The sequence below is a fragment of the Deinococcus aerolatus genome, assembly GCF_014647055.1.
GTDB lineage: Bacteria > Deinococcota > Deinococci > Deinococcales > Deinococcaceae > Deinococcus > Deinococcus aerolatus.
The window spans coordinates 1-21916 of record NZ_BMOL01000011.1 but is presented as its reverse complement, the minus strand read 5'-3'; the positions used below and the strand labels follow the sequence as shown (position 1 = coordinate 21916).

Below are 21916 nucleotides of genomic sequence, written 5' to 3'. Positions count from 1 at the left end.
GCACCACAAACGCGACGCAGCCACCGGAAGAACCCCTTCCCGTGGCTGCACCTTTAAGCTAAGCCGGAAACCATACAGGTTTCCGGTTTCCAACGGCTTTAGCTGAAGTCCAGCAGGCTGCGCCCGTCCTTCTCGCGGTCCTCGGCCACCTTGCCCAGAATGAAGAAGGTGGGGGCCCAGTGGCCCAGGAACAGGCCGTCGCGCTCCTTGACGTCCTGGGTGTGGCCGGACTTGGCCTTGCCGCGCAGGAAGTTGCTGGCCGAGAGCAGGATCGAGGCGTAACCAAGGATGTACAGCACGTTGGAAGTCTTCATAGGGGCACTGTCGCGTGGGGCCTGGGGTACAAAGGTGGCCTGCCCCCTAATCTCAGCGCTGGATGGAGGTTTTTCCAGTAAATCGTGAAAGGGCGTCCCGGCGTGGTTCAGCAGAGATTCACGCAGCGGCGGGGCACCCCAGCTGCGGCCGCCCTGTGCCTCTGCCGCCCGCCTGCCCCCGGAAGACGGTGACCCCTGGAGACTTGATCAGCGGCGCTTTAACCAGATGACCGGCCATTTTCATACCGCAGGGGTCTGCTGAGGCATGTCCTCTCCCAGCCAACGACGCGCGGCCCTGATCGGCGGGCTGCTGACCCTGACTCTTGCCTCCTGCGCTGTGGTCCAGCAGCCCGATACCAGCAGGCCCAACGTCGGGCTGACCCTGCCGGCGGGGTTCCAGGCCGAGCTGTACGCCCAGGGCCTGGGCAAGCCGCGCCTGATGGCCCTGGCCCCCAACGGGGACCTGTTCGTGGCCGATGCGGGCAAGGAGCCCGGCACGGGCCGGGTGCTCGCGCTGCCGGACCGGGACAGAAACGGGCGGCTGGACGCGGCGCAGACCTACCTGGATGGTCTGGACCGCCCCAACAGTCTGGCCTTTCACGGCGGCTTTCTGTACGTCGCCAACACCGACGGCGTGATTCGCCTGCCCTACACGAACGGTGACCTGAAGCCGGGGGCGGCCCCCGAGAAGATCATTGACCTGCCTGCCGGGGGACAGCACCACTCGCGCACCATCGTCTTCGGGCCGGACGACCGGCTGTACGTGGCGATGGGCAGCACCTGCAACGTCTGCGAGGAAAGTGATCCCCGGCGGGCCGCCGTGTGGGTCTACGACGCCGACGGCAAGAACGGGCGCCCCTTCGCCAGCGGGCTGCGCAACGCGGTGGGACTGGAGTGGCTCGGGGACACGCTGTACGCCACCGCCAACGGGCGCGACATGGCCGGCAACGACATCCCGCCCGAATCCTTTTTCCGTGTGATAGACGGCAAGAATTACGGCTGGCCGTACTGCTACCCGCTGGAGGCCGGTGCCCCACAGGTCTGGGACAGGGCCTTTGGCAAAAAGACCCCGGCGGTCTGCGAGGCCGCGCAGCCGGCTTTTGCCACCACCACCGCCCATGCCGCGCCGCTGGGCATGGCGTTCTACACCGGCACCGCCTTTCCCGCCCAGTATCGCGGGCAGATGTTCGTGGCCCTGCACGGCTCCTGGAACCGTCCACAGAAAAGCGGGTACAGCGTGATTACCGTCGATCCCAGGACAGGCGTGACGGGGGAGTTCATGACCGGCTTTCTGGGCGCCCTGGGCCTGTCCACCACGGGCCGTCCCGCCGACGTTCAGGTGGCCCCGGACGGCGCATTGTTCGTGACCGACGACGGCAACGGCGTGATGTACCGGGTGACCTACACCCAGCCCTGACGTGGACTAGGCCTGATGACACCAGCCGAAAGCCCGCCCGGACCCGTACCGCCCGATCCTGAGCGGGACCATTTACGCTGACACACGGGCCGGCGGCCTCCGACCCTGATGACGACGGACGTGCAGCAATGGGCGGCCCGCCATCGCCTGAGCATCGCATCGGAGTGAACGGCAGCTTCTCGGCGCATGCCCGGCACGGCTCCTCCTCTGCACTATCCGCAAAGCGGGCTGGGCGCCAGTCCGGAGACCCGCGCCCAGCCCACCTGCCGCGCCGTTATTTATCGAACTTGGCGTAGCCGGCGGCGCTGCGGCGCTGGGCACCGCGGGCGTAGTCCATCTGCATTTCCACCGTCTCGTGCTTGCCCTCGGTGAAGGTGGAGTCGTGAATCCAGTAGTTCAGCCGGTCGTCGCCTAGCTGGACCCACAGTTTGTGGGCGTCGTCGGCGTCGCGCCAGAACGCCACGTGCTCGAATCCGTTGTTCTGAGCCCACGCCCTGATGTCTTCCAGGACGCGGGCCGCCCTGGGATGGGTCATCTGGAATTCCTGACCGTCGGCTTCATCGAGAAATTTAATGTCGGCCATAGTGACCGTAGCGTACCTGAAATCAACGTCAGACGGGGCCGAGTTGATTCAATATGTCTTGACACAACCCCTGACACAACTGGCCAAAATAGACGGGGCGCTATCCTCAGCGCCGATGACGGTTCCCCCTGCCCCACAGCCTTCCCCGACCCCCCTGAAGGTCAGCACCCTGAACGCCAACGGGATTCGCAGCGCCCTGCGCAAAGGGCTGGCCGAATGGGCCGGGCGCGAGGCCCCCGACGTGCTGCTGCTTCAGGAGGTGCGGGCCTCCCCCATGCCCGACGCCCTGGCCCACTTGGGCTACCACAGCGCGTGGTTTCCGGCACAGAAGGCGGGCTACAGCGGCGTGGCGATTCTGGCAAGGCAGCCGCTGGAGGACGTGCGCGTGGGCATGAACCACGATGAGATGGACGCCGAGGGCCGGGTCCTGAGCGCCCGGATCGGCGGCGTGAGATATGTCAGCGTCTACCTGCCCAGCGGCAGCAGCGGCGAGGCCCGGCAGGGCTTCAAGGACCGCGTGCTGGGCGGGTTTCAGGACTGGACATCCGGGCTGATCGGGGAGGGCGAGCCCGTGGTCATCGGCGGCGACTACAACATCGCGCACCAGGAGATTGACCTCAGGAACTGGCGCAGCAACCGGGGCAACAGCGGCTTTCTGCCGCACGAGCGCGAGTGGATGACCTGGCATCTGGCCGGCGGCCTGACCGACACCCACCGCGCCACCCTGGGCGAGGAGAGTGAGTACACCTGGTGGAGCAACCGCGCCGGGGCCTACGCCAACAACGTCGGCTGGCGCATCGACTACCTGCTGTCGGCGGGCGTGACGCTGGGCGGCGTGCGGGTAGACCGCGCGGCGCGGCTGAGCGACCACGCGCCCCTGAGCGGACACCTGATGCGCTGAACTCGGGTGCGGCTCGGGGGCAGCCCCGTGCCCCCATGCGCGGCTCAGCCTTTGACCGGCGCGGCCCTGGCCAGCCGCACGCCCCGCTGCTCCGCCGCGTACACCGCCAGCCCGGCCAGGATGCCCCAGAAGGCCGCCCCGATGCCCAGCGGGGTGATGCCGCTCAGGGTGACCAGGATGATCATGGGGGCGGCCAGACTGCCCGGCTGCCCCTGGAAAGCGCCCTGCAGGCTGCTGCCCACCGCGCCCAGCAGCGCGACGCCGGCCAGGGCGGCCAGCGCCTCAGCCGGCAGGATGCCCATCAGGTGCACGAAGGTGCCGGCGAACAGCCCGAACAGGATGTTGATGCCGCCGGCCCACACCGCCGCCGTGTAGCGCCGGGCGGGGTCCGGGTGCGCCTCGGGGCCGCTGACGATGTTCGCCAGCAGCGCGCCCAGGGTCAGGTTGTGGCAGCCCACAAAGGCCGCGCCCAGGCTGGCCACCCCGCAGGTTCGCAGCACCGGCCCCGGCGCAGGCTCGTAGCCGTTGGTCTTGAGGACGCCGAAACCCGGCACGAACTGTCCGGTAAAGGCCAGCAGCGTCAGCGGCAGCGCCAGATTGATGGTGGCATGCAGGCTGAAGGCCGGGACCACGAATTGCGGCTGGGTCAGCGCCAGTCCGATGGGCGCGGGGTGCCACAGGCCCAGGCCCGCACTGGCGGCCACCCCCACCACCAGCACGGCGGCCACCGCCCAGCGCGGCGAAACCTGCCGGATCACGAAGTACGCCACGATCATGGCCCCCACCAGCGCGGGCTGCACGCCAAACGCCTGCGCCGCCCTGAAGCCGAAGGGCAGCAGGATCGCGGCGTTCAGCGCGGCGGCCAGGTGCGGCGGGATGGCCCCCAGCGCCCGTGTAAGCGGCCCGAAGGTCCCCAGAATAAAGACCAGCACGGCGGAGGTCACGAACGCCCCCACCGCCTCTGGAAAGGGAATGCCGGGCAACGCCGTGACCAGAAACGCGATGCCGGGCGTTGACCAGGTGCTCAGCATGGGCATGCGGGTCCGCAGGCTGAGATAGATACCCGCCAGCCCGGTGAAGATGGCGTGAGCCCACAGCCATGACATGGCCGTGGCGTCGCTGAGCCCCGCCGCCTGCGCCACGCTGTAGACCAGCACGTTCGGCCCAGCCCAGCCAATGATCACGGCAATCATCCCGGCCAAGAGGGCGCTGGGGTGGGTGTCCTGCCAGAACTTGCGAGAAACTGAAACCAGGGCAGGGGCGCTCACGCCGTCAATTGTGCGCCCCTGTGTGGCTGCGGACCAGGGGCCACACCCCACAAACCGGACGGCTTGTCTGGACGGCCCTGCCGGGTGGGTGGCCTGCTGGCCTGGGCACCTAGCGGGGGATGTCGCCCGGCGCGCTCTCGGTCACACTCACGTCACCCTGCGGGTGGACCACCAGTTCCTCACGGCCCAGGGTGGCCTCGAAGCGGCGGGTCTCCACCACCTGACGCTTGCTGATCTGTACGTGCTCGTGTACCGCCACGCGCTTCTCGACGTGGGCTTCCTCGCGGTACACCAGCAGTTCGCGCCGTTCGCCGGGGGCCAGGGGCGTGCCGTCCAGCAGAATCACGGCCTCGTTGCCTGCCGGGCCGTCAGCCAGATGCTCGATCACCAGCACTTCCGTCACCAGTTCGACGGGCACCTGCACGGTCTCGTGCCTGAGTTCGCGGGTAAACGACACACGGCCCGCCACCTCCCGATCCTTCTCAACAATCAGGCGCTCCTCCCTCAATTCGATGGTGGTGGTGCCGCCCATGGCGTCTGATCCACTGGCCTCAGGTCTTTCAGCTGCGGTGAAGTCTTCGCTATCCCGATCTGCGTCGTGTCGGTCTGTCATGTCTGCTCCTGTTCTGCTTCCGCACATGAAGGGCAGGGCAACCTCTTGTGCGAAGTTGCCCTGCCCCGGATAACGGGTTTAGACCTTGCGGGTGGTGTCGCGCGTGGCGTCGTCGGCCACCGTACGGTCCGTCATCGGACGGCCCTCAGCATCGAGACGTACGTCACCGCTCTTGTTCACTTCCAGCACCTCGCGGCCCACGGTCTCGGTCACGGTCTGGGAATCGGCCACCTCACGCTTGCCAACGGTGACTTCCTCGGTCACAAAGGCCTGCTTGCTGACGTTGGCCCGCTCGGCTTCCAGATCGATATGCATGGTTCTGGAATCCTCGCCCAGCACCGCGCCCTCCACGGCCTGCCCGTCGCTGACGGCGTGGCGCTCGATCACCACTTCCTCGCGCATCAGGTCCACGTTCACGTTTTCCTGGTGGGTCTCGACGCGCTTGCCGACCTCCACGCTGCCCGCCACGAAACGGTCCTTGTTAACGACCAGACGCTCCTCAAGCAGGCGCAGCTTGTCGGGGGTCTGGTACATGGCGTCGTCGTCGCGGAAGCCAGCCCGTGCGGCGTACTGGCTCTCGTCAACCTCGTAATCCTTGTGGGCGGCGCGCAGCACCCGCTCGTCGGACAGCTGGGCGTCGGTGTCGTACTCCTCACCCATGCGGTACTCGCGCATGTCGCCGACCTGCTCTTTGGTCAGGTTGGTGAAATGCACCTCGTCACCCTGGAAGGTGGACATGCCCACGGGCACGACGACTTCCTTGGTGGAAAACCAGCCGCCCACGTCTACCAGCAGGTAACGGATCTTGCCGGTCTCAGGCTCGGCCAGGGCGCCGCGAATGGTGCCGATCTTCTCGCCGTTCATGCCGTAGGCGGTCTGCCCGGTGGGATCGTAGTAGTCGTTGCCGAGAACGTCGGAGTGCTGGGCAGTGATATCGGACAGGGGCATCAAACGGGCCATGTGAGTCTCCTTGTGGTGAGTGCGGGTGTCGAACTGGGGGAGGCGGCGCGTGCAGGACAACAACCTGTTGTCCCCTCCCGCCTCGTTCGTGACTGTCATGCTGCCGCAGACCACGCACCACAAAATGGCCCGACAGTAAATGCCCTGTCAGATAATCTTTACCTGGGGTGAAGCACAGTCGCATGCCCTGTACATCTGCCGACTCCGGGCACAGCCGCCGTCAGCCGCAGCAAAAGGGAGAGAGGCCGGCCAGGCCCCCCGGCCCACCCCCCTCTCTCTATTCGTTCGGCCCCTCATCCCCGCTTCAACAGACCTTCAGGAGTCAAGGACAGGTAAATGTCGGGCGGTCCGCTCAGGCACCGTATTTGTTCAGTTTCAGCGCATTCGCCATCAGCAGCGGCATCAGGTCCGTGCCGCGGCGCAGGCCGAGACTGCCCTTCCCGGCCTCCTCCTCGGTGTAACGGGTGGACAGATCCTTGCGTCCATGCTCGCTGCGGATCAGCACCGGCACCGGGTGCCACGAGTGGCTGGACAGCTTGCTGGGCGTGCTGTGGTCACCCACGATGCACAGCACGTCCGGCTCCAGCGCCAGAATCCGGGGCAGCAGCGCGTCGAACAGTTCGATCTTGCCCACCTTGGCCGCGAAATCGCCGTCCTCGCCGGTGCTGTCGGTCTTCTTGACGTGGAAGAAGAAGAAATCGTAGTTGGTCCAGTGCTCGGTCAGCACCTGCACCTTGCCGTCTAGCGCGTCCTCCTCGCCCGGCACGTCCAGCACATCCATGCCCACCAGACTCGCCAGTCCCTTGTACATGGGGTATGAGGCGATGCACGCGGCGTTGAGCTTGTAGGCGTCGTCGAAGCTGGGGAAGTGCGGCACGTCGCTGTAGCCCCGGAACAGCACGCCGTTGACCTGGGCGTCGTCCCTGAGTGCGGCCTCGGCCCGCTCGACGAAGGCGTTGACCAGCCCCGCCGTCTTGACGCTGGCGTCGTCGTGGGCCTCGGCCCGGAGCGGCGGCACGCCGGTGTCCTGCGGGTCCACGTCGCCAATGTTCGCGCCCAGCACCTCGCCCCCCTGGGCGCGGAACACCACCACGAAGCGGTGCTCGGACTCGGTGTAGATCTCGACAGGCACACCATCGATCTCAGGAATGGCAGTTTTAAGCTGCGTCACGGTCTCAGCGTTCTTCTCGTCGCTGGGGCGGCCCGCACGCCGGTCTTCCACGATGCGCCCCGCGCCCAGCGTGGCGAAATTGCCGCGCACCGCCACGTCCCCTTTGTTCAGCTTGACGCCAATGCCGACGGCCGACAGCGCCCCGCGCCCCACCACGTAGGTCAGCGGATCGTAGCCGAACAGACTCAGGTGGCCGGGGCCGCTGCCGGGGGTGATGCCTGCGCCCACCAGTTCCAGCTGACCCAGCTGGGACCCGGCAGCCAGCGCGTCCAGGTTGGGCGTCTTTGCCGTGGCCAGCTCGGTCTCGCCGTTGACCGTCAGCGGCAGGCCGCCCACGCCGTCCAGCACCACCATCACGATCTTGCTCTCGGTTTTCTTGGAGAGGCCACGAATCGTCTGAAGTAAATCGCTCATGGGGGCCAGTCTACGCCGCACCCCAGGGCGGGCATGGGGGTCCGTACAGGTGGAATTCACGTCCGATCCCGTGCCAGCCACTAGCCTGCGGGTATGTCTGATCCCTCCAGTCAGCCGCGCGTGTTCCGCGCCATCGCCGTGCAGCCCAAGTGGGGGGCCGAACACTTCGTCAGCGCCGACGCCTTCCGGAGCTGGATGCGCGGGCAACTGGAGGCGGCCCGGCCCCATCTCTCGCCTGACCAGCCCAATCTGGTGGTCCTGACCGAGCTGAACGGGCTGCCGCTGGTGCTGCGCGGTGCGCGCTGGGCGCTGCCCTTGAAGACCTTTGAGCGGGTGGCGCTGGCGCTGACGCTGGCCCGCCTGTTCCGCGTGCTACCGGTGCTGCTGCGCGAGGGGGTCTCCCCCATCCGCGCCCTGCAACTGGTAGGCAGCGAGGCCAACACCCGGCTGTACCTGCACACCTGCCGCGATCTGGCCCGCGAGTACGGCGTGTATCTGTGCTGCGGCTCCGCGCCCATGCCCCGCTACCGTCTGGTGGGCGGCCAGCCCCGGCGCGAGGCCGGCACGCTGACCAACCAGACCGTGCTGCTGGCCCCGGACGGCACCCTGATCGGCGTGGCCGACAAGGTTCACCTGACCCCCGACGAGGAAGCCGGCGGCGTGGACCTGACACCTGGGCAGCTGGGCGAACTGCGCGTCTTTCCAACACCGGTGGGCGATCTGGGCGTGGCAATCAGCCTGGACGCCTTCCGCGCCGACGTGATCGGACGGCTGGAGGCGCAGGGCTGCACCGTGTTGCTGCAACCCGACGCCAACGGCGCAGCCTGGACGACCAGAGAAGGGCTGCCGCCGGACCCGTCCAACCTGCGTGATCAGCCAGTGGCGTGGCTGGAATCGAGTTGGACCGCCACCACGTCCGGCGAGAGCATCCGTTACGCCGTCAACCCGATGGTGGTGGGCAACCTGCTGGACCTGAGCTTCGACGGACAGAGCGCCATCACCGGCCGCGCCGGGGACGCCCCCACCCCACGCAGCTACGTGATGACTGAACCGCGCCCCGGCTTTCTGGCGCTGACGCCCTGGGTAGCAGACGGTCCGAACGAGACGCTGCGGACCATCGGCCGTCAACTTGCCGCTCACAGCGGCCACGCCCGTGAGAATGCCTACCGCACGGACGTCCTGCAGGCCGATCTGCGGCTGCCTGCCTGCACCATGCCGCCGCCGCCCCGCCTTCCGCACGAGGCCGCACTGGAGGTCATTCTGAATGGTCAGGACCAGCCGCGCCGTGTCCCGCTCCCTAACCTGTGGCCTGTGGCTGCTCTGGGCCTGGGGCTGGCGGCCTTGTTGCTGAGGCGCAGGCGTTGACAAGTCAGGGGGGGCTCCCTATACTTCCCTTCGCGCTTTTGGGGCCTGTCCCCAGGAACGCACCCGCCGTGAATGGGGGGTTGGCCGAGTGGTTGAAGGCAGCAGTCTTGAAAACTGCAGTGGGGCAACCCACCGGGGGTTCGAATCCCTCACCCCTCGCCACGTCACAGCGGCCCGGCACAACCGAGGAGAGGTGGGTGAGTGGTTGAAACCGCATCCCTGCTAAGGATGTATACCGCAAGGTATCGAGGGTTCGAATCCCTCCCTCTTCGCCACAGCGCCGCTTCCATTCCGCATTACGTGCCCGTAGCTCAGCTGGATAGAGCGTCTGACTACGGATCAGAAGGCCAGGGGTTCGAATCCCTTCGGGCACACCAGCAAAACCCCCTCCTAGAGGGGGTTTTTTCTTTTTATCTAATACGTGTAATGGGCCGCGTGCCTTGTTCGTGCCTTACGGGCTGGGACGTTCTGCAAATGCCCCCTTGCTAGCAAGGGGGCATTTCAGGCTTGGAGGGAGGGGCCTAATCGCTATACCGCTGGGAGACGGCGATTGTCACGGGGGTGAAGGCTACGGCCGACGATTCCTTCCGCTCTTCGCAATTCATGCTCTGGGACGTGTTCGGCGACAGGCAGCACCCACACGCGAACCCAGCGCGTAGCGCGCTTCCAACGGCGCATGTGCTGACGTAACCTCTTGGCAGTCGTGACGCGCGTCGACCCCACGTACGCGACGCGCCCACCGAGCGACTCCACGATATACACCGCGTTCAGAGCGTGTGGCAGGGACGCTGGAATTCCGCGCCTCAGGTCAAACGCGTGCGGAACACTCTCACTTACAAGCGAGCCGAGCTGGAGGTGAAGCTGAACGTAATCGTAGACGGTCATCGTTCACTCCTCCTCGTCCATATCCAGGTTGCCTTCTGCGTTGCTGCGTTCACGTTCACGCGCTTGTGCGCGACGCCTGTGCACCATCACCAGAGTTCCGAGGAGCCCCCTTGCTTCATCCAGCGGGTCCAAGACCTTCTTCGCCACCTCTGGGTCCAATCCTTCACGCGTCATCTCTGGTAGGGACGCGAGGTCCTCAAGTGCGGCCCGCATTCCTCCCGGCCCCTCCAGCAGCCTCCTCACATGATCCAGCAACTGAAACGGCGTTTTCGGCCCCGTGTTGACGGGCACAGCGTCCGGCGAGATTGGGTACAGCGCGAACAGATCGTCGTCGTGCAGGTAGTCGTCCTCGGCGCTGTACTCTCCATTTGGCGATACGCGGCGCCCAGGTTGACGGGAGGCCGGGTCATACCAGCGGACCTGCCCGTTTTGTTGCCAGGCTTTGATTCCCTCGGCGAGAAGTTGCCGTCCGAATGGCTCCGACATCATCTTCTCAACCAGCGCTGCTGGGCGCAGCACGCTGCCCGCGCGCGTGCCGAACTGACGCCGCAAGGTCCCCACCGCAGCCAGGGCAATCGCGCCGCGGATGGCGAGCTCTCTGTTCGTGGGTGACTCCGTCGCCTGAAATTCTCGCACCGCGATCTCAGCTTCCGCCGCCTTCAGCAGATCGTCAGCTGATCGCTGTGTCATTTCAGGCGTCGTCTGGACCTCCCCAAATTTCTTCGTTCCGAAAAAATCCCGCAGCGTGGTCTCGAATCCCTCACGCGCCTCGTCATGCGCGTTCTCCAGACCTTCGGCCACCACCGCAACGATCACGTCCGCGCGGCGGCGAGGGCTGTTGGCGAAGTCAACGCCGACGGCCTCCTTGAATAAAGCGCGCACTCGCCGGGGTACCTCGCCTGTTCCGTTGACAAAGGCGACCACCGCTGCTGCCCGATTGCTGGGGTCGTATCCCACTTCCGACATATGACTAACATCCCGGAAGCGGGGTCCGAGGTACAGGGCATCCGCCTCGTTCAGGCGGTGGTCCGTGTGCAAAAGTTTCGCCACCGTCTCGTCACGCAACTCCAAGCTGGAGGCCCCGAGCTTCCATTTGGTACTGGCCCGGTCAGGCTGATGAATGTTCCGCGTGGCACGGTCCATCGCCTGCAGCAGCGTCTCATCGCGGTGACTTTCGAACGCGACAGCCACCCGAATGGGTACGACCATGGTATTCACCACCGCCCGAGCGGAGGTCCTCAATTCCTTCTCACCCACAGGCTTGTGGGCTTCATGCTCCAGAACGTTGAGCAAGTCTCGCATGGCTTCAGCGTCGTATTCCAGCAGGGGAAACACCGAGCGCTTCAGGTGGTCGAGAAGTTCGCCCAGCTTCTGCTTGCGCTTCAGTGACCCAACGCTATTGATGATCAGGTCATAATTCTCCGTGATCCAGCGCTGAAGGGCACGGCGGCCCACCAGAAGCCTGGAATTGCCGTCAAAGAGCGTCACAACGACAGCGCGTGCGCGCCCCCTGTCCCCGCATATCTGACAGGTTGCCGCACCGCATGTGCAATGGCGGAGATCGTCGCTCGTGTCTGCCGTTGCAGGGGTTCTGGAAGAGACGCACGGCCCACCTGAAACGCGGCGAGCAGCAGCGCTCCATCCGCTGGCCCACTGCGGGTGCCCGTCCACGCTTCCCAGGCGCCGCGCAGCGCCGTCAGGGCCGTCCGGAAACTCAGGTCCTGTCCGGTCCCCGCTGCGCGTCTGGGCCGTGGGCCCTGATAGATCGGCGCGTCCCCCACGAACGCCCAGTAGGACACCAACCACCGCTCGGCCACCACCCGCAGCGGCACGATGACCCTCTGATTGCTCGGCCCAGGATGAAGCAGGGCCAGGTCATTAAGGGCCCGGACCAGCGCAAACTTGTAGGAGTTGGATTTCGCCTCATGGCGCAGCAGGGTGGCGAGGATCGCGCGGCCATCATCCATCTTCCTCCCTCCAAGAGAGCGCCGCGCCTTCCACGACCCACTTTCCTCTGCCAGATTCCACGCGTGGAGCAGGGCGGTCTGGTTCAAACACGACTAACAGGCTGGTTCCGGTGATAGAGGGAGCTGGTCTGACATTCCGCGCACTCTGCGAAGAACTCGGCCCCCGCCTTGCGAAGTTTGGCCTTCCCCTCGCACGTCGGGCAGGTCAGTTGAATCCGCGTGTTGCCCTCACACTCGAGACATTTGACGTAGTACCCATATTTGCCGTAGGCCACCTCGACACCTGTGCCCTGGCAATGTCGGCAGGTGACGGCCGATAGATTGGATGCAGCCACCGCTGTGGATAGTGGAGAAGCATCGACGCTGACCACCTTTGCAGGGAAAACCTCCGGTGCCGGGGCCACATGTCTCCCCGTGGGGGCCACCTGCGCAGGTGAGAGAGGGGTGGCTGGCGCCGGGGAGGTTGGTCTCCCCTGTTGACGACGGGGCGTGTCCCTGGCCCTTAAAAATGCGCTGACACGGACAAGCTCTTCTGGCGTGACCGTGACTCCCCAGGTGTCCGACCGAGGATCCTTGCTGAAGACCTTGGCCAGCTGAACGTGGTCTGCTATGAGCTCTCTCACCCGGTCAGGCACTTGGTCCGCCTTGCGCACATCCGACAGCTTCCCGTCATGCTGCACGACGCCCTGGTCACTGATGGCCACCACCACGTCAATGACAAAAGCCCGGAAGCTCTTCTGCTTGAACCCGAAGAGAAACTTGCCGAGCAACTCCTCCCGGTGGGCCTCCAGCAGGGAGCGCAGGAAATCAGCCTGGCGTCTGGCCTGCAAGACCGGAGAGGGCATGCCTGTCCAGCGGCCGTTCCACTGCCGGGACCACTCCTCTCTCTCGTTGATCCGCACGGCGCTGGTGACGCTCTTGCTCTCGACGATGACGGCGCCGCTGCGGTGGAGGATCAGGTGATCGATCTGGGCGGCGTCTTCACCCTTCTCGAAGCGGAGGTTGTGAAACACATGCACGTCGGGGTCACTGCCGTAGGCGCGGCGCAGGTAGAACGCCATCTGCCTCTCTGCGTCGTCCCCGGCGCGCTGGAACTTGTCACTGGTGGGCGGCGCCTGATGCTCTTTGACAATCATGGATGCGTCCAGCTTAGCCTCATGCCTTTGACGGCGGTGTCACATGTGCGGCCCATGCTGACCGCCGCGGTGCGTCGTTCTGCAAACTTCCGGGCACAAGTTCCCGAGGGATGCGGTGGGCTTCGGACCGCCTCCCCTGGCCAGCCCAGGAGGCCATCGACCACATGCCCCAGACCAGATCGGTGAGGATCAGACAGCAGGTAGAGGGCAGCGTCAGGATGAGGCCGCACCAAGATACGGAAAAAGCGGCCCAAGAGGCCGCTTTGATTCCTTCAATATAGGGCGGTATGCACCTCCTGTCAAATCATGCGCCCCGATGCTCCTGTTGGCGAGGCGAAAGCGTCTGGGACACACTTTAAGCAGGTGTTTGGGAATGACCTGGCATTGAGACCTGCATGCTTACCTGCATGATGGGTTTGAAGGGCGAGCCGGGACGCGCGTCTGGAGCCTCGCGCAGCCCCCAGCTGGTCCGCCCTGGGCTGGCTGCACTTTGCCGGAATGAGCACGCCGCGGACCGGGCCTGTGCATTCTCCCTGGGAGATGTGCTGGCCTCTGCTCTCGTGGGGCACGTGACTGGGGCGACACTCGACGTCAACCGGGCATCCTGCGTGCGCTAGCGTGGGACATGTCACCTGAGCAGCGTAACGAGGACCCTGGCATCAGCTACGTCACCGTTGACGGCATCGAGGGGAAGATGGCGCGGGTGGAACTGCCGGACGGCACCACCGAGGACTGGCGCCTGGCAAGTCTGCCCAAAGGGGTCAAGGAAGGCGACGTCGTCCGCCTCGACGTTCAGGGCGGCGACGTGAACCTCAAGGTGGACCACGAGGAGACGGACCGACGTCATGCCCTGGGCCAGCGGACGCTCGACGGCCTGAATGTCAGAACTCCTGATGGAGACCTGGAGCTGTGAGGCGCCTCCTCTTGCTGGCGGCGCTGCTGGGCGGAGGCGCTCTGGCCCAGACCGCCTTGCCCGGCGTGCTCACCCTCCGTTTTCTGGATGTCGGCCAGGGGGACGCGGTGCTGATCACCGCCCCTGAAGGCCAGAGCCTGCTGTACGACGGCGGGCGCAGCGAGAAACGCATGACGGAGCTGCTGACTCAGTACGGCGTCAAGAGTCTTGCGGTGGTGGCAGCCAGCCACGGCGACGCGGACCACATCACAGGACTGATCCCGGCGGTCCAGCGCTTCAAGCCGAAGTTCTTCCTGAATAACGGCATCGCGGCGACGACCCAGACCTTCGGCAAGCTGACGGCATCGGTCAAGGCCGCGGGCACCCAGGGTCTGCTGGCCAGTGACCGGGTGATCAACCTCGGCAGCGTGAAGGTGACTGTCCTGCCCCCGCCGCCCAGCATGCCCAGAGGCGATCAGAACCTCAACAGCGTCGGCCTGCTCGTCGAGTACGGCACGTTCCGGGCGCTCATGACAGGCGACAGCGAAACAGCGGAGACTCAGGGCTGGCTGAAGACGTACCCGGCATCAAAACTCGGCCCCATCGACGTGTATAAATCCATTCACCATGGGGCGAGGAACGGGGACAGCTCCGCGTGGCTCAAGGCCGTGCGCCCCCGCAACGTCGTGATCGGCGTTGGCCCCAACAACTACGGCCATCCCACCTCGGAAGCGCTGGCGCTGTACAAGGGCGTGGGCGCAGCCATCTACCGCACGGATCTGAACGGCACGGTGACGGTCACCGTGCAGCCCGGTGGAAAGTACACCTTGAACACCGAGAAGGGCACCGGGACAACTCCCCAGACCCGCCCAGGTGCAGCGACACCTGTATCGCCTGTGCCCCGGGCGCCCACCCCCATTCCCACGCTGCCGCCCAGTTCCGTGACGTATCCGAACTGCGCGGCGGTGCGAGCGGCTGGCAAAGCGCCACTCCTGATCGGCCAGCCCGGCTACAGCCGCAAGCTGGACCGCGATGGGGACGGCCGCGCCTGCGAGTGATTGGCGTCAGGGGCAGGGTCAGTCTCTCTTCTGGCCGCTAGCATGGCGGGCATGACTGCGCCGCTGCGCCTCGACCGGGGCACCCTGGTGATGAAGGCGGTGCCGGAGGTGGTGGCCGAGCTGTTCACCTGGGACGCCAGGAGTCAGAACCACCGTGCCCGGGGCCAGGACTACCGCGAGATCGTCGAGCGGCTGCGGGCCGCGGGACTGACCTTCAAGGACGAGGCGGCCGATTTCCAGAAGCTGGATCTGGGCTTTGCCCGCGAGATCAGCCCCTACGCCCACCAGACGGAGACCTTGAAAGCCTGGAAGGCTGCGGGACGGAGAGGGGTTGCCGAGTTGCCCACGGGCTCGGGCAAGACTCTGGTGGCCCAGCTGGCGTTGAGGGACACGCCCCGCAGTGCGTTGATCTGCGTGCCAACGCTGGACCTGCTGCAGCAGTGGTACTCAGGCCTCCTGGCGGCCTTCCCGGATGTCAATGTCGGCCTGCTGGGCGGCGGCAGCCACGACGACACGCCGATCCTCGTATCTACCTACGACTCGGCCGTCATTCACGCTGAGGACTTGGCAGGCAAATACGCGCTGCTGATCTGCGACGAGTGCCACCACCTGCCTTCTGACTTCACCCGCGTCATCGCGGAGATGAGCCTGGCTCCGTACCGCCTGGGACTCAGCGCCACACTGAAACGCAGTGATGGGCGGGAACGTGACCTCGAGACCCTGCTGGGCCCGGTGGTGTATTCCTGCAGTCCCGAAGATCTTGCGGGCACCACCCTAGCCGACTACCGCGAAATCATCATCAAGGTCCGGCTCAGCCACGCTGAGCAGGACCGCTACCACACCTTGATCCGGCAGCGGAATGACTTCCTGCGCCTGAACAGCATCAAGCTGGGTTCTCTGGACGGCTGGAAGCAGTTCATTATGGCCAGCGGCTCTCCGCAGGGGCGGGCCGCCATGCTGGCCCACCGCGAGGCCCGCTCCCTAGCGTACGGCACCGAAGGGAAACTCCGGGTCCTGGAAGAGATTCTGGTCAACCACCCGAACGAGCGCACGCTGATCTTCACCGACGACAATGCCACGGTGTACCGGATCAGCCGTGAGTTCCTGATTCCGAGCATTACGCACCAGACCCCGACGAAAGAGCGGCACAGCACACTCGAGCGCTTCCGGGACGGCTCGTACCGCATCCTGGTGACCAGCCGGGTCCTGAACGAGGGCGTGGATGTGCCGGAGGCGAGTGTCGGGGTGATGCTTTCGGGCACCGCCACCGAGCGCGAGTACATCCAGCGTCTGGGGCGGATCCTTCGCAAAGCGAGGGGCAAGAAGGCCACCCTGTACGAGGTGATCACCGAGGGCACCAGCGAAGAACGCGTCAGTCAGCAGAGAAAGGGACAATGGCAGCCGCAGGGGACTCCATCCTGGGAGAGCATCAATGCTCCCGACTGAGCTGCTGATGTTCCGGATCAAGGCGGGGCTCTTCGAGCCCCGCCGCCTGAAGCCCACCACCAACAATCTCAAGCTGGCCGAGACTCTGATTGCCGTCTTCGGGGCCCATGTCGGCAAGCGGCGTGCGGACCTCAATGAGGAGCTGCGGGACCTGGAGGCGGGCCGCTCGGATTACCGGGTGGTGCGCGGTCTGGCCCACCTGCTCACCCAGCGTGGGGAATTCGAGGCCGGGGGTGGCCTGGCCCCGGCCGCGGTGCGCGAGAAGGTCTTTGCGCTGGCGCAGGACGGACCCCCCAGCCGCCAGCGGACGAACACCGTTCTGGAACAGGCCGCCCGCGCCCTGTCCACCGAGGCTGCGCTGAACCCGCACGACATCGCAACCGCCCTGTATGCCGACTTACCGGACCAGCAGACGTTGATCGCGTTTGACCCCCTGGAGCCGCTGCAACTCATCCAGCGCTGGGATCTCGCACAGGCCCAGGGCGCGCTGTACCGCGCCTTCCAGCTGGTGATCACCGCCCGGCGCAACGAACCCGCCCGCTACAAGCAACTGCTGAAATACCTCAAGTTCTTCGGGCTGATGGTGACGGTGGAAGGGGACGCCAACTACGGCTTCACCCTGACCCTGGACGGCCCGACGTCATTGTTCTCCAGCAACACGCGCTACGGCCTGGCGATGGCTAAATTCCTGCCTGCCCTCCTCCACGTCACCAAGTGGGACCTGAGCGCCGCCCTCAAGCCCCGCCGGGATCTGGCCTGGGTGGACCCCAAGGACGACGAATGGTCTTTCCAGCTCACCAGCGAGGACGGTTACGTCAGCCACTACAAGGCCCCCGAGGAACACGACAGTGCCCTGGAGTCAGGTTTCGCCGAGCGTTTCGCGAAGCTGGACACGCCCTGGCAACTCGAACGCGAGGTGGACCTGGTCTCAGTCCCGGGCGGCGTGATCCTCCCCGATTTCCGGCTGGTCCACGGGGAACGCAGCGTGCTTGTCGAGATCGTGGGGTACTGGCGGCCCGAGTATTTGAAGAAGAAGTTCGCTTTGCTCAAAAAGTCGGGCCGGACCGATCTGATCGTCTGCGTCTCCGAGCGGCTCAATCTGGAGAAGGCGGGCGTGAACCCCAGTGAGTTCGGGGACCGCCTGGTCTGGTTCAAGGGCGTCTTGAATCCGAAAGATGTGCTGGCCGTGGCGGAGCGAACCGCCGTGACCACCTGATGCTTACATCGCGGCTTCGAGCCAGTCCAGATTGAAGAAGGCCGACTCGATCAGGGGAGTGAGGTCCCTCAGCACCTCGGCCCTTGAAGCTCTCCAATCGCCCATCAGCATCGGAGGTTCCGCCCGTAGAAACGCTGCAGCCGCCAGCACCACGCCAGCGCCGTAGTTCTCCCCGGCGTGTACTTTCAGGATTTCCCAGGCCTGTGGGTCTATCTCGTGGCCTGCGGGCACACTGAGAATCAGCAGAGGGCAGGATTCGGACATGGCAAAATCGTAGCGTAGAATTTATCTATAGACATAGAGAGACGGCCACGGTTGCTCTTCGCCAAGGGGTTCACAGGTTGTCCCCCAGTAGGCTGACCACAAAGTTGCTCACCAGCAGATCTTGAACGACTCTGCCCAGCCGCAATGACCATCTCACCACCACAGCACCCCTTCAAAGGCCCGACTTCGGACACGGTGTAAGTCTGAGGACTGCTCTTGTACAGCCAAACCACCACGTCCTGCCCACCTTCGACATTGAAGAGCCCCTGCGGAAGTGAAAAGAGGCGACGTCACCGCCACGACCGGACTGGCGCTTTCGGGAGCGCCCCACGTGATGGAGTTCGACGCTCAACCCTATGTAAAGATGGCCGGGCAGACTACACCCTTGTCCTCGGACGAGACTACAAACATGGACCTCCAACTTCGAATCAGCCTTTGACACCCACAAGCACGGCCGAGAGGGGTTGAACATCATGCCGGAGGTGAGTGGTCATGCTTTTCACGTCTCGGTCCGCTTTCAGGACGTGGACGCTGAGCGCGGTTTCGACGTGGTGGCCGAACCTCTCCCAAGTGAGCACCGAAGCGCCGAGGAGCTGGGCCAGGCGGTGGCCGAGGTGGTCAGCCGTGAACTGATGTACGCCCAACTTCCCGCACGCGACGAGCAGGGCGATTTCAAACGAATCGTCGTGTGATTCAGAGGGCTCTCAGGGGCCTTGGATGGTGAGGAGCAGCACGCGCTCATAACCCGTCAGCACCGTGCAGCGGCCTATCACCAATCCACAACTTACAGAAGTTGACGCGTCCATAGGTATACGGCAGCACGTCCCGGATTAGCGGATGGAGCGTGTGGTGGCTTGCGTGCTCAGCCTGCTCTACGGCATGACGTGCGCTGGCCCTGGTCTTCGCACAGCAGGGCTACAGCGCGGTGCAATACGGACAGGTCATGAGCATCAACGGCGTGATGATTATCCTGCTGGGCTTGCCGCCAGGCCACTCCATCAGCACTCCGGGCCATCCCCGTTGGCAGGCGCTGCTGGGTGCGGATTTCCTGATCCACGCCGCCGCACAGACCTTCGCAGTGCATGTGCTGGCCGTGGCCGTCTGGACGCTGGGAGAAATTTTGGCCTACAGCATCAGCAAGACGATCATCAGCGAGTTGGCCGCGTCAGGCCAGCGCGGCACCTACATCGGGATCGTCGGCAGCATGAGCGGTCTGGCCACCCTGATCGCGCCCCTGCTCGGCGGCGTGCTGCTGGCCCGGTTGGGCGCGGCACCAATGTGGCTCGTGGTGGCTGGGTTAGGCTTTGCCGCCGCCATCGTCTTTCTGAAGTTGGAAGGTCGTGTCACGCAGAGACGAGCCGAGATCCTGGCCCTGGGTGACTGACTCCACCTTCAGCATGGCCTTTTCACGCTGGTAGAGCAAAACATCAAAGGGGCAGGTCGGCCAAAATCTCACATTTTTCCTTTTTCAAATTGACGAAAAGTCGCTCCAGCACGGTGTTTTTTCGTTTTCGATGCGCCCTCTATAGAGGGAGGTGCCCGACAGGGCGCGTCGCCCTTCCTGTGTGCCCACCCTGCCACTCCAATCTCTCTTTCCTTTGAACTCCACCATCTCGGTTCACTAGGTCAGCTTCTCGTAGGTCAGGACGGTGGCGATCCCAGCCTTGGCCGCCCGCGCGTTGACCTCGCGCACCACCCGCTCGATTTGCTTTTGCTCTGTCACTTCATCATGCCCCGTGGTGTTCAGTAGCTGACAACTTCGGTTTCCGGTTGTCTCAGTTCGGGAAAAGGGCGTATCAAGACGCGTAGTATCTCGCCGAGTCTCTCGGGGACCCACCGCAGCACATGGCGCAGTTCTTCCGAGCCGTAGCGCACGAGGCTCATGGCCTAGCGGCCATGGGCCAGCACCCGGATCGGTTTGGTTTCATGCCGCCAGACGCCCACCCGCAGGCAGGCCAACCAGGCCATGGTCACCAGACCGAACAGCCGCTCCAACCGTGTGGGGTCCGTGACTCCGGTCCGCTCCAAATCGAAGCCCCGCGACTTTTGCGAGCCAAACGTGGACTCGATGGTCCAGCGAAGCTTGTACAGCTGCCACGTTTCCCACACGTGAAAATCCGTTGCGATGATCACTAGGTCACCCGCGGGTGACCTGGTGGCCACCACCCGCATAAGTTCACCAAAAACCTCGGTCCGCTCCGCAATCATCCGGAACTGACCGGGTTGCAGCTCCCGGAACCACTCGCCCGCTGATAGTTCGTCTAGGACGGTGTCTTTTCGAATCCGAATGGCCCGGCGAATCCCTTTCCGGCGCAGAAAGCGGAACCACTCGGCCCCGATGAACTCCCGGTCCGCCACCAGGCCCTTCCAGCGTCGCGCTGGAAGGGCCTCCAGCAGTCGCAACACCAGCCACATGCGTGCCCTGGTGTCGCTGTTGCCCGTGTGATCCAGGGCCACCCAGACCAGCGGAATCGTAAAGCCGTGGACCACCGCACCCAGGACCAGGAGGTTAAGCGGCGAATCCCCGTGTTCCCAGGTCGTGCGGTCCACGCTCATCAGAATCTTGCCTGGGGGAAGATGAACCAGCAGCAGGGCCAGGAAGACCTGAGCCGTGAGTTGCTCATCGTGGACGGCGCGTTCCACGCGCCGCTTCTTGGCTTCAGGAGAACTGGTGCCAGGGAGATGCAGACCGAGATCGCGCTGGTTGACGCTCTGGGCCATGATCATGACCAGAACAACGTCGACGGCACGCTGATGCGTGTCGATACGCAGCGAGGGCACGCAGGCTTTGAAATGGGCCGTGAGTTCAGTAGCTTGTGAGGCGGCGGATTTTGGTGGCTTCATACCTCAACACACCGCCATTTCTCGTTGCTGTCGAGGGACAGACCGGAAGGTGGCCTTCCCGTCGTCTGGGACGACTAAAAACGAAGTTGTCAGCTACTGAGCCCGTGGTGATATAGCAGCCGTCGTGCAGCCACAGGACCACCCGGAACCGGGCATCCTTGCGCATGCGGTCCAGCACAGGCTGCATCAAATCCAGTTCGACCGCCTGAGCCTCATAGGCCATCAGGGACCGTACGGTCGCATTCAAGTGCCGGGCTGATTTCAATGGGTCGGTTGGTTTTGAGATTTTCTCCCTGCTCTCCAGGGTTATGAATGTGCCGCTGATAGGATCCTTGATGCCTCCCTCGTCCATGAGCCGTGTCATCCGCTTGGTGCGTCCAACCAGCAACTCACGCATCAAAGACGTCTTGAACAATGCGGCCGCACGCTCCTCGCCGAAGGCCTCTGCCGCCTTTTTCAGGAGATTCCTCCGGCTCATTCCGTACGCCGCCGAGTACACCAGTGTCTTGAAGGCCCGCTTGTGCTCCAGCCCTTCCAGGCCCACAGCCCGCAGCAGCGGCACCCACACCTCTATCCGTGAGGACTGATGCCCATGCACGGCCGACTCCAGAATCCTCTGCCAGTTCGGCAGCTTCCAAAGCTGCGCCAGAATGGCCAACTGCGCCGCTGCCAGATCCAGATGCCACGCTCCCCCGAAAAGCGCCTGCCGGACCTTCGGGGAAAGCTGAGACAGACTGACCCCGCGGGTGTAGTAGCGGGGAGAGTTCTGGACAGACTGATAGGTCGGAGATAGCCCCCGCTGAAACAGCACATACAGCGTCCGGAGATTCGAGTGGCGTCGACCGTCCGCCTGAATGTCGTAGGCATCAGAGGCAATCGCCTCGGTGCCAACCGCCCCAATGCTGGCCGCACTCTCCATAGCCTCGTCGAAATAGCGCGTGAATTGGTTGTAGGTCTGGGGGGAGACGCTGTTCAGCAGCCGGACGTCTGCGGGTCCCTCTCGCTGCTGGCGTTCTTTGCGCAACTCGCGTCTCAACTCAACCAGGGCCGTCTTCGCCATGGGACGGCCTTCAAAATCCACCAGTTGCAGATGCTCAGCACGCTCTGAGCTCGACTTTGGCCATCAAGGCGTCTCAGGCGGCGTAGCAGAGTGCGTCCGCAAGGCGCTCAATAAATTCCAGTGGGACTTTAATCATTTCGCG

At 64.6% G+C, this 21916-nt stretch carries 21 protein-coding genes, 3 tRNA genes and 1 pseudogene; 12 read left to right on the top strand and 13 right to left on the bottom strand.

Going from position 1 to position 21916, the window contains the following annotated elements; translation table 11 throughout:
* Positions 1–98 precede the first annotated feature (98 nt).
* Positions 99–314, bottom strand: coding sequence for a hypothetical protein (locus IEY31_RS11980; protein ID WP_188972277.1), 216 nt, complete (start codon positions 312–314; stop codon positions 99–101).
* A 265-nt stretch (positions 315–579) separates the two neighbouring features.
* Between IEY31_RS11980 and IEY31_RS11975 the strand changes: the two genes are divergently transcribed.
* Positions 580–1731, top strand: coding sequence for a PQQ-dependent sugar dehydrogenase (locus IEY31_RS11975; protein ID WP_188972275.1), 1152 nt, complete (start codon positions 580–582; stop codon positions 1729–1731).
* A gap of 274 nt (positions 1732–2005) precedes the next feature.
* On the opposite strand, the gene IEY31_RS11970 is transcribed toward IEY31_RS11975, so the two are convergent.
* Positions 2006–2314 (bottom strand): hypothetical protein, encoded by a 309-nt coding sequence (locus tag IEY31_RS11970; RefSeq protein WP_188972273.1) that lies wholly within the window; start codon positions 2312–2314, stop codon positions 2006–2008.
* A 115-nt stretch (positions 2315–2429) separates the two neighbouring features.
* Here IEY31_RS11970 and IEY31_RS11965 point away from each other — a divergent pair, with 115 nt between their 5' ends.
* Positions 2430–3215, top strand: coding sequence for an exodeoxyribonuclease III (locus IEY31_RS11965; RefSeq protein WP_188972271.1), 786 nt, complete (start codon positions 2430–2432; stop codon positions 3213–3215).
* 44 nt (positions 3216–3259) lie between these two features.
* Here the strand turns inward: IEY31_RS11965 and IEY31_RS11960 are convergent, their stop codons facing one another.
* The 4 genes from IEY31_RS11960 to IEY31_RS11945 form a co-directional block, all read right to left on the bottom strand.
* On the bottom strand, positions 3260–4483 hold the full coding sequence (locus IEY31_RS11960; protein WP_229723552.1) for a benzoate/H(+) symporter BenE family transporter: 1224 nt from the start codon (positions 4481–4483) through the stop codon (positions 3260–3262).
* Positions 4484–4592: 109 nt separating this feature from the next.
* Positions 4593–5015: a YsnF/AvaK domain-containing protein gene (locus IEY31_RS11955; protein ID WP_188972269.1), complete on the bottom strand. Its 423-nt coding sequence runs from the start codon at positions 5013–5015 to the stop codon at positions 4593–4595.
* 159 nt (positions 5016–5174) lie between these two features.
* Positions 5175–6056, bottom strand: a complete 882-nt coding sequence (locus IEY31_RS11950; RefSeq protein ID WP_188972267.1) for a DUF2382 domain-containing protein — start codon at positions 6054–6056, stop codon at positions 5175–5177.
* 352 nt (positions 6057–6408) lie between these two features.
* Entirely contained in the window at positions 6409–7641 is a 1233-nt protein-coding gene (locus IEY31_RS11945) for a 2,3-bisphosphoglycerate-independent phosphoglycerate mutase (protein WP_188972265.1), read from the bottom strand.
* Positions 7642–7734: 93 nt separating this feature from the next.
* On the opposite strand from IEY31_RS11945, the gene IEY31_RS11940 reads away from it, so the two are divergent.
* The 4 genes from IEY31_RS11940 (at position 7735) to IEY31_RS11925 (ending at position 9383) form a co-directional block, all read left to right on the top strand.
* Positions 7735–9006: a nitrilase-related carbon-nitrogen hydrolase gene (locus IEY31_RS11940; protein WP_188972263.1), complete on the top strand. Its 1272-nt coding sequence runs from the start codon at positions 7735–7737 to the stop codon at positions 9004–9006.
* Between the two features lie 74 nt (positions 9007–9080).
* Positions 9081–9168 (top strand) — tRNA-Ser (locus tag IEY31_RS11935).
* Between the two features lie 25 nt (positions 9169–9193).
* Positions 9194–9281 (top strand) — tRNA-Ser (locus tag IEY31_RS11930).
* A 25-nt stretch (positions 9282–9306) separates the two neighbouring features.
* Positions 9307–9383 (top strand) — tRNA-Arg (locus IEY31_RS11925).
* A gap of 151 nt (positions 9384–9534) precedes the next feature.
* Here the strand turns inward: IEY31_RS11925 and IEY31_RS19045 are convergent.
* The 4 genes from IEY31_RS19045 to IEY31_RS11905 all read right to left on the bottom strand — a co-directional run bounded on the left by IEY31_RS19045 (position 9535) and on the right by IEY31_RS11905 (position 12994).
* Positions 9535–9891 (bottom strand): GIY-YIG nuclease family protein, encoded by a 357-nt coding sequence (locus IEY31_RS19045; RefSeq protein ID WP_188972261.1) that lies wholly within the window; start codon positions 9889–9891, stop codon positions 9535–9537.
* 3 nt (positions 9892–9894) lie between these two features.
* Positions 9895–11379 carry a hypothetical protein gene (locus tag IEY31_RS11915; RefSeq protein ID WP_188972259.1) on the bottom strand — a complete coding sequence of 495 codons (1485 nt, stop codon included), beginning with the start codon at positions 11377–11379 and terminating at the stop codon, positions 9895–9897.
* Positions 11376–11858, bottom strand: coding sequence for a hypothetical protein (locus IEY31_RS11910; protein WP_188972257.1), 483 nt, complete (start codon positions 11856–11858; stop codon positions 11376–11378). The genes IEY31_RS11915 and IEY31_RS11910 overlap by 4 nt, the downstream gene beginning before the upstream one ends.
* A gap of 83 nt (positions 11859–11941) precedes the next feature.
* Positions 11942–12994: a nuclease-related domain-containing protein gene (locus IEY31_RS11905; protein WP_268238952.1), complete on the bottom strand. Its 1053-nt coding sequence runs from the start codon at positions 12992–12994 to the stop codon at positions 11942–11944.
* A 625-nt stretch (positions 12995–13619) separates the two neighbouring features.
* Here IEY31_RS11905 and IEY31_RS11900 point away from each other — a divergent pair.
* From IEY31_RS11900 to IEY31_RS11885, 4 genes are read left to right on the top strand one after another with little or no spacing between them, the layout of a single operon-like run.
* The gene (locus tag IEY31_RS11900) at positions 13620–13907 is read left to right on the top strand and encodes a DUF3006 domain-containing protein (RefSeq protein WP_188972253.1); all 288 of its coding nucleotides are present in this window, start codon (positions 13620–13622) and stop codon (positions 13905–13907) included.
* Entirely contained in the window at positions 13904–14944 is a 1041-nt protein-coding gene (locus IEY31_RS11895; RefSeq protein WP_188972251.1) for an excalibur calcium-binding domain-containing protein, read from the top strand. Before IEY31_RS11900 ends, IEY31_RS11895 begins: the two co-directional genes overlap by 4 nt.
* 51 nt (positions 14945–14995) lie before the next feature.
* Complete coding sequence (locus IEY31_RS11890; RefSeq protein WP_188972249.1) at positions 14996–16390, top strand: DEAD/DEAH box helicase family protein; 1395 nt, start codon at positions 14996–14998, stop codon at positions 16388–16390.
* The gene (locus IEY31_RS11885) at positions 16377–17606 is read left to right on the top strand and encodes a DUF790 family protein (RefSeq protein ID WP_188972247.1); all 1230 of its coding nucleotides are present in this window, start codon (positions 16377–16379) and stop codon (positions 17604–17606) included. The genes IEY31_RS11890 and IEY31_RS11885 overlap by 14 nt, the downstream gene beginning before the upstream one ends.
* Positions 17607–17609: 3 nt before the next feature.
* Here IEY31_RS11885 and IEY31_RS11880 read toward each other — a convergent pair whose 3' ends face one another.
* Positions 17610–17870: a hypothetical protein gene (locus tag IEY31_RS11880; protein ID WP_188972245.1), complete on the bottom strand. Its 261-nt coding sequence runs from the start codon at positions 17868–17870 to the stop codon at positions 17610–17612.
* A gap of 482 nt (positions 17871–18352) precedes the next feature.
* Here IEY31_RS11880 and IEY31_RS11875 point away from each other — a divergent pair, with 482 nt between their 5' ends.
* Positions 18353–18562 (top strand): hypothetical protein, encoded by a 210-nt coding sequence (locus IEY31_RS11875; RefSeq protein WP_229723551.1) that lies wholly within the window; start codon positions 18353–18355, stop codon positions 18560–18562.
* A 197-nt stretch (positions 18563–18759) separates the two neighbouring features.
* Entirely contained in the window at positions 18760–19254 is a 495-nt protein-coding gene (locus IEY31_RS11870; protein WP_373289161.1) for an MFS transporter, read from the top strand.
* Between the two features lie 359 nt (positions 19255–19613).
* Here IEY31_RS11870 and IEY31_RS11865 read toward each other — a convergent pair.
* Positions 19614–20597 (bottom strand): annotated as a pseudogene (locus IEY31_RS11865) (IS4 family transposase).
* 79 nt (positions 20598–20676) lie between these two features.
* Positions 20677–21774 carry a hypothetical protein gene (locus IEY31_RS11860; RefSeq protein ID WP_188972241.1) on the bottom strand — a complete coding sequence of 366 codons (1098 nt, stop codon included), beginning with the start codon at positions 21772–21774 and terminating at the stop codon, positions 20677–20679.
* Positions 21775–21916 lie beyond the last annotated feature (142 nt).